10 protein-coding genes and 1 tRNA gene are annotated in these 12,338 nt (G+C 66.3%); 6 read left to right on the top strand and 5 right to left on the bottom strand.

Annotated features, from left to right (window positions below; translation table 11 throughout):
- Nucleotides 1–9 precede the first annotated feature (9 nt).
- Complete coding sequence (locus D3272_RS03355; RefSeq protein ID WP_129217685.1) at nt 10–1,011, bottom strand: ABC transporter ATP-binding protein; 1,002 nt, start codon at nt 1,009–1,011, stop codon at nt 10–12.
- A 239-nt stretch (nt 1,012–1,250) separates the two neighbouring features.
- Here D3272_RS03355 and D3272_RS03350 point away from each other — a divergent pair, with 239 nt between their 5' ends.
- Nucleotides 1,251–1,988, top strand: a complete 738-nt coding sequence (locus tag D3272_RS03350; protein WP_245496358.1) for a GntR family transcriptional regulator — start codon at nt 1,251–1,253, stop codon at nt 1,986–1,988.
- Between the two features lie 18 nt (nt 1,989–2,006).
- Here D3272_RS03350 and D3272_RS03345 read toward each other — a convergent pair whose 3' ends face one another.
- Both D3272_RS03345 and lepA read right to left on the bottom strand, forming a co-directional pair.
- Entirely contained in the window at nt 2,007–2,588 is a 582-nt protein-coding gene (locus D3272_RS03345) for a hypothetical protein (protein WP_129217683.1), read from the bottom strand.
- Between the two features lie 144 nt (nt 2,589–2,732).
- Complete coding sequence (gene lepA / locus D3272_RS03340) at nt 2,733–4,538, bottom strand: translation elongation factor 4 (RefSeq protein WP_129217681.1); 1,806 nt, start codon at nt 4,536–4,538, stop codon at nt 2,733–2,735.
- Nucleotides 4,539–4,690: 152 nt separating this feature from the next.
- Between lepA and D3272_RS03335 the strand changes: the two genes are divergently transcribed.
- From D3272_RS03335 to D3272_RS03325, 3 genes are all read left to right on the top strand, one after another.
- Nucleotides 4,691–4,767 (top strand) — tRNA-Arg (locus D3272_RS03335).
- Nucleotides 4,768–4,858: 91 nt separating this feature from the next.
- The gene (locus D3272_RS03330) at nt 4,859–6,274 is read left to right on the top strand and encodes a DUF6538 domain-containing protein (protein WP_129217679.1); all 1,416 of its coding nucleotides are present in this window, start codon (nt 4,859–4,861) and stop codon (nt 6,272–6,274) included.
- 215 nt (nt 6,275–6,489) lie between these two features.
- Nucleotides 6,490–7,941, top strand: a complete 1,452-nt coding sequence (locus tag D3272_RS03325) for a hypothetical protein (RefSeq protein WP_129217677.1) — start codon at nt 6,490–6,492, stop codon at nt 7,939–7,941.
- Between the two features lie 336 nt (nt 7,942–8,277).
- Here the strand turns inward: D3272_RS03325 and D3272_RS03320 are convergent, their stop codons facing one another.
- A complete protein-coding gene (locus tag D3272_RS03320) occupies nt 8,278–9,117 on the bottom strand; it encodes an NYN domain-containing protein (RefSeq protein ID WP_129217675.1) in 840 nt (279 codons plus the stop codon).
- A gap of 184 nt (nt 9,118–9,301) precedes the next feature.
- Between D3272_RS03320 and D3272_RS03315 the strand changes: the two genes are divergently transcribed.
- Both D3272_RS03315 and D3272_RS03310 read left to right on the top strand, forming a co-directional pair.
- Nucleotides 9,302–9,883, top strand: a complete 582-nt coding sequence (locus D3272_RS03315; protein ID WP_129217673.1) for a recombinase family protein — start codon at nt 9,302–9,304, stop codon at nt 9,881–9,883.
- A gap of 1,191 nt (nt 9,884–11,074) precedes the next feature.
- Nucleotides 11,075–11,296: a hypothetical protein gene (locus tag D3272_RS03310; RefSeq protein WP_129217671.1), complete on the top strand. Its 222-nt coding sequence runs from the start codon at nt 11,075–11,077 to the stop codon at nt 11,294–11,296.
- Between the two features lie 319 nt (nt 11,297–11,615).
- On the opposite strand, the gene D3272_RS03305 is transcribed toward D3272_RS03310, so the two are convergent.
- On the bottom strand, nt 11,616–12,026 hold the full coding sequence (locus D3272_RS03305; protein WP_129217669.1) for a host attachment family protein: 411 nt from the start codon (nt 12,024–12,026) through the stop codon (nt 11,616–11,618).
- Nucleotides 12,027–12,338 lie beyond the last annotated feature (312 nt).

Genomic DNA, 12,338 nt, shown 5'->3' with positions numbered 1-12,338 from the left:
GTGAGAGGGTCAGGCCGCGCTGGCCAGCCGGTGGACGTCGGCCTCGCTCCACGACACCGCGACGGGGTCGCCGGGCTGGAACGGCGTCGCGTCGAAGGTCGGCTCGTCGAGCGTGGCGGTGATCTCGGACCCGGCGCCGCCGTCGAGCGTCAGCTGCACGAAGGTGCCCTGGTATTCGACGCTCCGCACCACGGCGGCGAGGCCTGGGCCGGCGGACGGCGACGCGGCGGCGCGGCCGAGCCGCAGCCGGTCCGCCCGCACCGCGAAGGCGCCGGCCGGACCCTGCAGCACGTTGTGGCCGCCGATGAACTTCGCCACGAAGGCGGTGCGCGGCGCGTTGAACAGTTCCCGCGGCGAGCCCGCCTGCTCGATGCGCCCGTCCTTCATGATGACGGCGAGGTCGGCCAGGGCCATGGCCTCGTCCTGGCTGTGCGTCACATGCACGAAGATGATGCCGAGCCGGCGCTGCAGCGCCTTCAGCTCGACGCGCATCCTGGTGCGCAGGAAGGGGTCGAGCGCCGAGAGCGGCTCGTCGAGCAGCACGATCTGCGGCTCGGTGATGAGGGCGCGGGCCAGGGCGACGCGCTGCTGCTGGCCGCCCGACAGCTGCGCGGGCAGGCGTTCGCCATAGGGAGCCATGGCGACGAGGTCGAGCATCTCGGCCGCCCGGGCCCGCCGCGCGGCCCTGTCGACGCCCTTCATCTTCAGCGAGAAGGCGACGTTGTCGATGCAACTGAGGTGGGGGAACAGCGCGTAGCTCTGGAACATCATGGCGGTGCCGCGCTTGGCCGGCGGCAGGTCGGTGATGTTGGCGGGCCCGAACACGACGTCGCCCCCGCTGACCGTCTCGTGGCCGGCGATCATGCGCAGCGTCGAGGTCTTGCCGCAGCCGGACGGCCCGAGCAGGCAGCAGTAGGAGCCGGCCTCGATCTTGAGGTCGATGGCGTCCACCGCGACCGTGTCGCCGTAGCGCTTGGTGAGCTGGATCAGCTCGAGGTCGGGTTTCCGCATGGCGCCGTTCCGGTCGATCGATGGTGTGGTGGCAAGCAACGGACGTGCCACGGCGCCGCGAGGCTGTGCTGCCGCGGCCCGGCCGAGCCGCCGCCCAAGCGACGGGCCGTCCTGCCCGGAAAGCGGGATTGTGCCCGCGATGCGGGCAGATCGTACACAATCGACGGGCTTCCACGGCGTCGGTCGTCCGGCGGCTCGAAACCTGCTTGGCGATGGACGGTGGGCCGGCGGAGGGCAGGGTGAGTCTGGAGCGATCGGGAGGGGCAGGGTACCGGCCGGGCGGCCCCGGAGCCGCCGGGGGCGCGGCCGACCGCGTCTCTGCCATCCACGAGGCCGTGCTGCTGGCGGTGGTGGAGCAGCGCCTGCCGCCCGGCACCAAGCTGCCCGAGGACCAGCTCGCCGCGCATTTCGCGGTCAGCCGGACGCTGGTGCGCGGCGCGCTGCGCTCGCTGGCCCAGGAGGGCGTGGTGGTCCTGGCGCGCAACCGGGGCGCCTCCGTGGCCAGCCCGGGCCCGCAGGAGGCGCGCGACCTGTTCGAGGCCCGCCGTGTCGTCGAAGCCGTCACCACGGCGCGGGCGGCCGAGGCCGCGACCGAGGCCGACCTGCGGGGCCTGGGCGCCCTGATGGCCGAAGGCCGTGCCGCCCTCGCGGCGGGCGACCGCGGCCGCGCCATCCGCCTGTCGGGGCAGTTCCACGTCGCCGTCGCCGCCATGGCGCGGCAGTCGGTGCTGGAAGGGTTCCTCGCCGAGCTCGTCGTGCGCTCGTCGCTGGTGATCGCCCTCTACGGCCACGGCGGCCGCTCGGACTGCGGCGACCACGACCACGAGCGGCTGGTGGCAGCCCTGCGGGCGCGGGACGGGGCCGGCGCCGTCGCCCTGATGCTGGCCCACCTCGACGACATCGCGGCCGATCTCGACCTCGACCGCGCCCTGCGGGTGCCCCGCCCCCTCGCCGACATGCTAAGGCCGGGGACGTGACCGCCCGGCGCGCCGGGTTCAGTCGTCGGACTGGGCCGAGATCACGAAGGTGTGGTCGGTCTGGGTCCAGATGAGGCCGAGGTCGAGCTGGTCGGCCTGATGGTATTCGACCTTGCCGGAATTATACAGGTCGCCGCGCTCGATCGAGGCGCGGAGGTACTCCCCGGCATCCGCCGTCATGGCCTTCTCGATCGTCTCGGCCTTGGGGCGATCCCAGTGGAAGGCCGCCATCAGCGCGGCGCGCTCGAACTTGTCGAGGTCGGCGAGGATCTTGGCGTCGGCGGGCAGCGTCGCCCGGAGCTCGAAGCGCAGGAACGTGTCGTCGCGGCACTTCAGCGTGCCGTCCACCTTGGTGTCGCTCGACAGGATGCGCACGTCGATGCCGCTCATCATGTCGCCGAAGCCGCGGGCGATGGTCAACGGCCGCTCGAAGGAGATGCGGTAGCCTGGGGCCGCGGGCGGGAAGTCCTTCATGAAGGCCTCGCAGCCGGGCGCCGCGGGCTTGGCCACGACCGGGGCCGGGCGGGGCGGCGGCGACGCCGCGGCCATCGCCAGGCCCAGCCCGGTGCAGATCGCAAAGGAGGCAGCCGCCGCTTTCATCGCCTGGGTCCCATCCGACATGCCGCGCGCCGCGGGGCGTTTCCCGACCGAACCTAGCCGGCGGTCCTTACCGGTTCTCCCCGGGACTGTCCTGACGGCCGCCCCGGAAACGCGTGCCTGTGGACGGCGGCCCGGACGGCCGCGTCAGGCGTCCATCTTCAGGGCGGCGATGAAGGCCGCCTGCGGGATCTCGACCTTGCCGAACTGCCGCATCTTCTTCTTGCCGGCCTTCTGCTTCTCCAGCAGCTTGCGCTTGCGGGAGACGTCGCCGCCGTAGCACTTGGCGGTCACGTCCTTGCGCAGCGCCCGGATGGTTTCGCGGGCGATGATCTTGCCGCCGATGGCGGCCTGGATGGGGATCTGGAACATGTGCTGGGGGATCAGGTCCTTCAGCTTGTCCACCATGGCGCGGCCGCGCATCTCGGCCCGGTCTCGGTGGACCAGCATGGACAGCGCGTCGACCGGCTCGGCGTTGACCAGCACCTGCATCTTCACGAGGTCGCCGGCCTTGTAGTCGGTAATGTGGTAGTCGAACGAGGCATAGCCCTTCGAGATGGACTTCAGCCGGTCGTAGAAGTCGAACACCACTTCGTTCAAGGGCAGCTCGTAGGTCAGCATGGCGCGCGAGCCGACGTAGCTGAGGTCGGTCTGCACGCCGCGCCGGTCCTGGCAGAGCTTGAGGATGCCGCCGAGATATTCGTCGGGGGTGAGGATCTTGGCCTGGATCCAGGGCTCCCGGATCTCCTCGATCTTCATCACGTCGGGCATGTCGGCCGGATTGTGGAGGTCGATCGCGGTGCCGTCGCGCAGCGCGATCTCGTAGACCACCGACGGCGCCGTGGCGATGAGGTCGAGGTTGAACTCGCGCTCCAGCCGCTCCTGAACGATCTCGAGGTGGAGAAGCCCGAGGAAGCCGCAGCGGAAGCCGAAGCCGAGCGCCGCGGAGGATTCCATCTCGAAGGAGAAGCTCGCGTCGTTGAGGCGGAGACGCCCCATGGCGGCGCGCAGATCGTCGAAGTCGGCGGCGTCGACCGGGAACAGGCCGCAGAACACCACCGGCTGGGCGGGCTTGAACCCCGGCAGGGCCTGGGCGGTGGGCTTGCGCTCGTCCGTGATGGTGTCGCCGACGCGGGTGTCGGCGACGTCCTTGATCTGCGCCGTGATGAAGCCGACCTCGCCGGGGCCGAGGCTCGCCACGTTGGTCATCTTGGGCTTGAAGACGCCGATGCGGTCGACCTCGTAATGGGCGCCGGTCGCCATGGTCTGGATGCGCGAGCCCTTCTTCATCGACCCGTCGATGATCCGCACCAGCACGACGACGCCGAGGTAGGCATCGTACCAGCTGTCGACCAGCAGCGCCTTCAGCGGCGCCTCGGCATCGCCCTTGGGCGGCGGCAGCTTCGCCACGATGGCTTCGAGCACGCCCTCGATGTTGAGGCCGGTCTTGGCCGAAATCTCGACGGCCTCCGAGGCGTCGAGGCCGATCACGTCCTCGATCTGCTGGCGGATGCGCTCGGGCTCGGCGGCCGGGAGGTCGATCTTGTTCAGCACCGGCACGATCTCGTGCCCGGCATCGAGCGCCTGATAGACGTTGGCGAGGGTCTGGGCCTCGACGCCCTGGCTGGCGTCGACGACGAGCAGCGACCCCTCGCAGGCCGCGAGCGACCGCGATACCTCGTAGGCGAAATCGACGTGGCCGGGCGTGTCCATCAGGTTGAGCACGTAGCTCTTGCCGTCCGCCGCCACGTAGTCGAGCCGCACCGTCTGGGCCTTGATGGTGATGCCGCGTTCGCGCTCGATGTCCATCGAGTCGAGCATCTGCTCCGACATGTCGCGCAACGCCACCGTGCCGGTATGCTGGATCAGCCGGTCGGCGAGAGTCGACTTGCCATGATCGATGTGCGCCACGATGGAGAAATTGCGGATGTTGTCGAGCTTCTGCGCGGTCATGCGCGGGGCATAGCAGGGGAGGGGCGTCTTGCCCAGGGGAGCGCGCGTCCCGCCGGCCTCGATCGCATCGCCCGGACACCCATCCATCGACACCCCGAAGCCTTGCGGTCCGCCCCGGGATGCGCTACCGCTGCTGGTGTCGAGCGCATCGGGCACCCGTAGCTCAGCTGGATAGAGCGCTGCCCTCCGAAGGCAGAGGTCTCAGGTTCGAATCCTGACGGGTGCGCCACTTCCTTGTGGCAGTTCTGCTGTATTTACAGCCCCTTAGTGTTCCCCGGCGACCCGGTTAAAACCCCTGCGGTATCACGCGGGGTATCACAATGTCCGTTGTCGTGCTCAAAGCGGGCGGCATGACCATCACCATTCGGAACGTCGTCCGCAGGAAGAGCGGGGTTTTTCACTGGCGGATGCGGGTCCCGAAAGGGCTCCGAGGGAATCACGGGGGGAAGTCCCACCTCGATTTCAGCTTGAAGACCAAGGACTCCCAGGAAGCCGCCCCGCGCGCCTCCAAGCTGACGGCCGAGCATGAAGCCTTGTGGGCCTCCCTGCGGTCCCCCGAGGTCGTGAGCGGCACCTACACGCCCCAGCAAGTGAGGGATGCTGCAAAAGCGCAGTTGATTGCCCTCGGGCTTCAGCCGGGCGGAGGGCGTGAAGGCTCAGATGGATGGTGGACCGTCCTCGACTCATTTGAGCGGGAGCATGGACACGCCTTCCAGGAAGCCCGGCACCATGACGGCGATGGAGCCGAGCGCAGGTTCCTCACGCCCGTCAACCGGGAGACGGAACGCCTCTACCGGGACGGCGAGGCCCCGAAGGAAGTCACCCTCACCGATGCCCGCGCGACGTACTTCCGGCTTCACAAGGAAGGCGCGGAAGGGCGGTTTCAACGGGATACCAATCTGCCGGTGGACGCCTTCATGGCGCTGGCCGGTGACCGCCCGTTGCCCAGCTACACGCGCGACCAAGCGAACGCCTACCGGGATGAGATGTCAGCCAGGGGGAACAAGAGCGGGACCGTCCGGCGCCGCCTTCGGGTCCTGTCAGCCATCTTCAACATGGCCAAGCGGGAACACTCCCTCACGATGGTCAACCCTTTCGAGGGAATGATTATCGCCAGAGACGGCGCTGACGCTACGCCCCGGCTTCCTTTCACCCTGGGGGAGCTTCGGACCCTCATGGCCGCCTGCCGGAAGGCCGACGACGACCGCCGCCACATCCTGTCCATCCAACTCGACACCGGGGCGCGGCTGAGTGAAATCGTGGGCCTACGGCGAGAGGACGTGTTCCTCTCCGATGCCGTCCCTCACATCATCATCCGTGACCATCGGGACCTTGGGCGGCGCGTGAAGACGGCAGTGAGCAATCGGCGTGTCCCGCTTGTCGGTGAGGCTCTTTGGGGCGCCACGCGGGCCATGGCCGAGGCTGCGAAGGCGCAGGGCCACGGTGAATGGTTATTTCCGCGCTATGCTTCTGACGGAGAAGTCAAGGGCAATCACGCCTCTGGAGCCCTCAATAAATGGATGAGGACGCTTCCCGGTGTCGAGGGCACCACCCACAGCTTCCGGCACGCCATGCGGGACCGGATGCGTGAGGCAGGCATCCCCGAAGACATTCGAGACGCCATCGACGGCCACGGCACGAAGTCGGTTGGCGAGCGGTACGGCTCCGGCCATTCGCTGAAGCTACTCCGGGACCACATGGTAAAGGTGGTCATCTCGCCCGATGGCACCCCCTAGCCCTCCGGGGCTCAACGGCGGCCCGCAGCGCTCGCGAGCGGCCTTGCGTGGCCCTGTTCCGATTGCCCTTCCTCGACAACCCCGAGGCCCCATGCACCCGTTCGGTGTCCGAGGTGCCCTGGGCGCGTCGGCTCCGTCCTAACCACCTACACCGATAGGAATATCTCGCCTTGGCGCAAACGGCTTCCTGCCCTGATTCGACCTCTGTTTCCCCCTTGACCGTCACAATCGAGCCGCAATCCGACTCGGACCACTCACTCGCCGAAGTGGTCAAACCACGCGCCATCTACGCCGCCCTGAACAGCCGCCCGGTGACGGAGGAGGCGCAGGCCCTCGTGGACGCCGTAGTCGCCCAGGTCTTGGCCCACGAACACCTCAGCGGGAAGCACAAGCGCCACGGCCCCAACGCCGACACCCACCGCAGGCTCACGGGCGCCTTCCTGTCGGACCTCCTGCGTGCCCTGGGCTCCCACAAGGCAGATGGTTGGGTGTTCCGCTCCATGATGACCGCGACGTTCTCCGGCTCGGGCGACGCCAGCCACAGGCGGTTCACGGGCCTCACCGAGGCCATGGAAGGCGCAGGGCTGCTTGATGTCCGCAAGGCTCGGGCCTGGGGTGGAAGCCGGTTCCCGGTCGTGCGCGAGGACGGGACCGACGAGGACCACGAACATGATGACGGAGCCGAGCAAGAGCGGAGCGCCACCAAGTTCAGGGCCACGACCACGTTGCGCGACCTCATCGCGGCGCATGGCCTCGACCTCTCCGAAGCTCGCGTCCACTTCCTCCAGGCGTTGCCCGAGAACCCCATAGTGCTCCGGGGCGCCTCGACATCTACGAACGGCCGGAAGGTCAAGGGCGCCAAACTGGACGCCATGAAGATGCCGGGGCTGGCCCATCTCCGGGATGGCCTTGCGGTCCATGAGGACGCCCTTCGGCGCCTCAACACCTTCCTGGACGGGTTCACCTTCGAGGGCGGGGTCCACAGGGGCTATCGGCGCGTCTTCAATCTCGCGGATGACTCTGGGTTCGCCTTCGACAAGGGTGGTCGATTGTATTCCCAGGGCGAGGACGCCTACCAGACGATGTCCAAGGGGAAGCGTCGTCAGATGCTCATTAACGGCGATGAAGTCGTGGAGATGGACATTCGCGCGAGCTTTCTTTCGGTGCTCCACGGCCTCAACGGCCTGCCTTTCGACGCTCGGCAAGACCCTTACGAGTTGGACACACTACCAGCCATGATGGTGGGCGAGCATGACATGAGGCGCTGGGCCGTGAAGGCGTGGACCGTCGCGACCCTGGGCTATACGCAGCACTTCACGAAATGGCCGGACAGGCCGCGAGAAGATTTTCTCAAGCTGACCGGGAGACAGCTCCAGGCCGTGTATCCCATTGGCGCTGTCAAGAAGAAAATGACAGAGAAGTTTCCAATCCTGGGTCGTTGGGGTGACTTGAAGGAGAACTGGGCCGACCTGATGGCGAAGGAAGCCTCTGCGATGTTCGACACGATGACGGAGTTGATGGTCCAGCACGGCATCCCAAGCCTCACCGTGCATGATAGCCTCATCGTGAGGAGGAAGGACCTCGAAGTTGCTCAGGCGGCTCTGGAGCGCCACTACGCCGCCCACTGCCACATCCTGCCCTATATCCCTCCTGTCTATGTGGAATAGTCATCTCCACCACCTCGGGTGCCTAGGTCATCCCAAAGGCTCCTCCGTCCTCCTATGGACGAGGAGGAGGTGACCATCACTGTCACCCCTTTGGACCCATGAGAGGGAGAGGGGAGAGGGGGAGTATATAGAAGCGTTTTCAGACGATGGTGCGACGTGGGAGGCCGAGGTCAACGAACCACTTGCGCCAGCATGGTATGCAGGCTCCTAGGACACCTAAGGACCGACTTGAGCAGGAGCGGTAGGGCTTCATGCCCGGTGTTTGAAATACACGTCTACGGTCGCGTTAGACGGTCCCGAGCGCATGGCTCGCGCAGTGGTACGAGGCTTCGCTCGTCACCAGCCCTGTTCCGGGATGTTCAAGTGGAAGACATCCTCGGAGTAGGTTCTGAGCATCTTCTTATCCTTCCCTGTGAGAACGAGGCGGTGAGACGGCATGTTAGGAGCTATTTCGGTCAGCACCTCAAAACTCACGCCGTCATGGGTTCTGACGAGGCACTGGCCAAAAGCACTATCGTTCCAGTTGAATAGAGAGCCCTGCACAGGAAGCGCGCCAGAACTGAAAGTGTATTGCCCCCACGGGAGTAGTTTCTTGGCTGGGTAAGAGTTCTCAACCCATCCAAGGCACATTTGGATATCGATCGGCACAGCACTATCGGCTGCAGCCATAAGTTCTTCATTAGTTTCCCCAGAGGGGTAGACGAGTGAGACATCAACACCCATGTCGACTAGCGCGGTTAGAAGCGGTTTGAAGTCGAGGTCACCCGTGATGATGGTGCACTCCGAAAACACGCCCCTACTCGCCGTCAACAGAGCATCTACTGAAAGTTGGACATCGACCATCTTTTGCTCGTTGCCTCTTCTCCTTCGATGGCGAACGTCGCCAGTGCGAACATGGAAGCCCTTCTGGCGTTCGATGTGCGCCAACTCTGCCCTTTTCGGGGCCACTCGGGCTGCGTGGGTGTTATCATCCTCGGAGGCTTGCTGGACCGGAATAGCGTCGTAGTAGAACACCTTCCGGTGTGAGCCGCGTATGGCGAGCCAATCTAGGGGTGGCTGGTCGCCCCCGAAATACCTGTCCCAGACCCTTTGTAGGCTCTGCATGAAACTGCCCCCGTCGATGAAGAGATAGCTTGTCGGGGAGGCGCGGGGCGGGAGAGCGGGAGTGAGCGACATCGCGCGAGCTTACCCGCGAGTTGAGCCGGGTTGCAACCCATGCGTATTTTGCAGTCTCGCAAGCGTATACCTCCACGAGACGTTGGCGTGAGACGGTTTTCACGTCTCATATGGGTTGACTTCGAGTTTACGAGACGGCATGGTGAGTGGGTCTAAAGCCTAGCGAGACACCGGAAGACCCACGATGAACAGCGCCGCCGCCTCGACCTCCACCGGCCACCTGTACGGCTACGCACGCGCTTCGTCCCTCGACCAGGACGTAACCATCCAGGTTGAGGCGCTGAAGGCCGCAGGCTGCACCACCATCCGCGCTGAGAAGGTGTCGGGCACCTCCACCACTGGCCGAGCCGAGTTGGCCACGCTCCTCGACTTCCTGCGGGCCGGGGACACGCTGGTGGTGACGCGCATCGACCGCCTGTCCCGCTCCATCGCTGACCTACAGGATATCGTGAGGGCGCTAAAGGCCAGGGGCGTGTTCCTCCGGGCCATCGAGCAGCCCGTGGACACTGGCACGGCGGCTGGGAAGGCCTTCCTGGACATGCTGGGCGTCTTTGCCGAGTTCGAGACCAACCTTCGGAAGGAGCGGCAGTTGGAGGGCATCGCCCAGGCCAAGGCCGCAGGCGTCTACAAGGGCCGCAAGGCGACCATCGACGTTGCCGAGGTCCGCAAGCTCCAATCCGAAGGCCTGGGCGCCACAGAGATTGCCGAGCGCCTGGGCATCGGTCGCGCCTCCGTCTACCGCGTCCTCAAGGGCGAAGCGGCATAAATAGAGGGGGTGCGAACGGCTCCTCACACGTCGCTCAGGCCCGCCTGCCGCACCAGGACACGCCTGGGGCCTCCTCCGGGCACTACGTGTCCCTTGATAAAGTAGGTCACGCGCGTCGCCACGACCTTCCCGAGGCCGAGCAAGCTAACCCCCAGGCGGCCGACGTGGAGGACCACAGAAAGCGGACGGGGGCTCGATTTAGGGTCCCATCTGGTGCTGAGGACCCTGGCGCTTGGCCCCCCTCACCCCTGTTTCAGATTTCCCGCTAAACCCTCGCGTTGTTGTTCAACTTCGCCGGTTCGTGTGACTCCCATGGGAAACCGTGGGTCCCGGCCTCATTCTGAAATCCTGAAACCTGTAGGTGTGTTCCACAACTAAGGGGGGTACATTTTCGACACCAACTCCGGTTCCATCCGGGGGGCTGGGTCCCGCGAACTAGTCGGTATCACACAGGGCATCACAAGCTCACTCGACATCGCAGGCCGGTCGAGGTAACTCAGACACTTAGGGCGGGGGACACCGGCCCGCCTGGGCCTGACGGGTGCGCCACGACATTTCAGGCCCGTGAAGGCTGCCTCGGGCTCCTAAGGGGCTTCGTTTCATACAGCACCGGGCGGGCGCCCAGTCACTGCACCGCGATCCATCCACTGGCGACGTGTTCCGTGTCGCGCGTGCTCGCGCTCGTACCCGAGTCCAGGCCTGTCCGCACGTCGCTGAACGGTTGATGGGGCAGGCGTCTCGCCGCACCGTCTTTCCGTCGAGATCCTCGGCGAGCCGGACCATGCTGCTCCGACCTCGGTTGTCGATGGACGACACGGCCTTGCCGCGAAGCTTCATCTCCGGTCGGCAGGGCCGATCGGAGGACGCCTTGCCACAATGCTGCGCTGCGGACTGCGTCAGCGAGCTTGACGCCTTCCGCGGGGTTGCCGCCGGGAGAGTCGAGCCGCACGCTGCACCGGCGCCTTGGACTGCGCTCACGATCGGCGCCGCGTCGCCGGCCTGGATCTCGCCCGGCAGCGTCAGGGCTTCTCGTCCGTCCTTCGGTGCGGACCGCCAAACGGTTGTGACAAACGCCGTCCCGGGAGCGCCGCCGCGAAGGGCTGGCCCAGCCGTCCCCGTTATCCACAACCGCCCCGTATTGCCCCCGAGCCCGACCGCGCTAGAACAAAACAGGAACGGATGGAGGGCGCGATGAATCACAGGATCGGCGATGTCGTGTGGCTGCGGCGGGACACGAGCCTGGTCGGCCTGCGGGGTCGCGTCGGGACCAACCTCGGCATCATCGGCGACGTCTGGTCCGACGTCGAGGGCGAGCACATCAGCGTCGTCTACGAGGACGAACAGGTGCTCGCCCTGGATCTTGCCGCCTCGGAGTTCGTCATCGAGCAGTTCGCCGGGGCGGCGCGGTTCTGACACGCCGCGGAACCACCCCTGGCGGTCCTTCGAGGCCGTCTCGTTCGCCACCGTGGAAGCGGTCGATCGGTTCGCTACGCGTCGCCGAGGCGAAACGATCGGCAAGCTTCGTTTCGCTCGACGAGGCTGCGTCCCTGCCGTTCGAGGTCGAGCGCGTGAGGGGCGGCATCGGTCGCCGCTCTCACACCGCTCCGATCACTCGGTGGCGACCGCCGTATCGGACGTCTCGGAAGCGCCTCGCTGACGACGGGCCAACGAGACTGCTCGCGATTCCGAGCTGGAGCGAATCCACCGAAGGCGAAAGCGCTCGCGTCCGACGTCAGCTCAAGGCCTTCTGGATGTCGGCGACAGACTGGTTCGTGTAGTCCTTGCTCAACGTGAAGACCATGCTGGCCTCGACTTCCTTGTGCAGGCACTCGCGCATCTGTCCCAGCGTCTGCGGATCGGCGATCAGCACGACCTGCTTGAAGTCGCCCTTGTGGCGCATCGCGTAGAGCGCATCCGCCAGCTGCTTGGCGAACGTCGCCTCTTCGGTCTGGTGGATCGTCTGGTCGCCAGGCCGTGAGCCGGACGGGCCCTGACCGCTCTCGGCGGACAGGCTCTTGGGCGTGATGCGCTTCTCCTCCTTCAAAGCCAGTTCTGAACCTGTTCCGGTGTTGCGGAGCAGGATGGCCTTGGCGCCATCGGCCACGACGATGAGGGCGTCCGGCGGCACGGTATGTTTCGACATGATGGGTCCCTTGCAGATGCCGAGGGCAACGCACCCGGCATCGATCGGGTCCAAAGGTCGTTCGCGGTGGAGCGGGGCAGGGCGGCGGCGGACAGGTGAGGTCGCCCCGGCTCCCAGCCTTGTTTCCGTGGATTTAGCCCCGCTTCGGCTTGTCGGCGCGGTCGAACCGTCCCTGTTGTCGGACCAGAGCCGGAGGGGCGCCTCGGCTCGGACGGCCGCGACGCGAGTCCCTCAGAGCGATCTCGTCGCGGTCGTTCACCCCGTTCGACCCGACCGCTGGCTGACCGGCCCGTCCTCGGGCGTCGTTGCCCC

It is taken from the genome of Lichenibacterium ramalinae (genome assembly GCF_004137085.1).
Classification (GTDB): Bacteria; Pseudomonadota; Alphaproteobacteria; order Rhizobiales; family Beijerinckiaceae; genus Lichenihabitans; species Lichenihabitans ramalinae.
The sequence above is the reverse complement of the archived record's forward strand: the minus strand, read 5'-3'. Positions and strand labels throughout refer to the sequence as shown.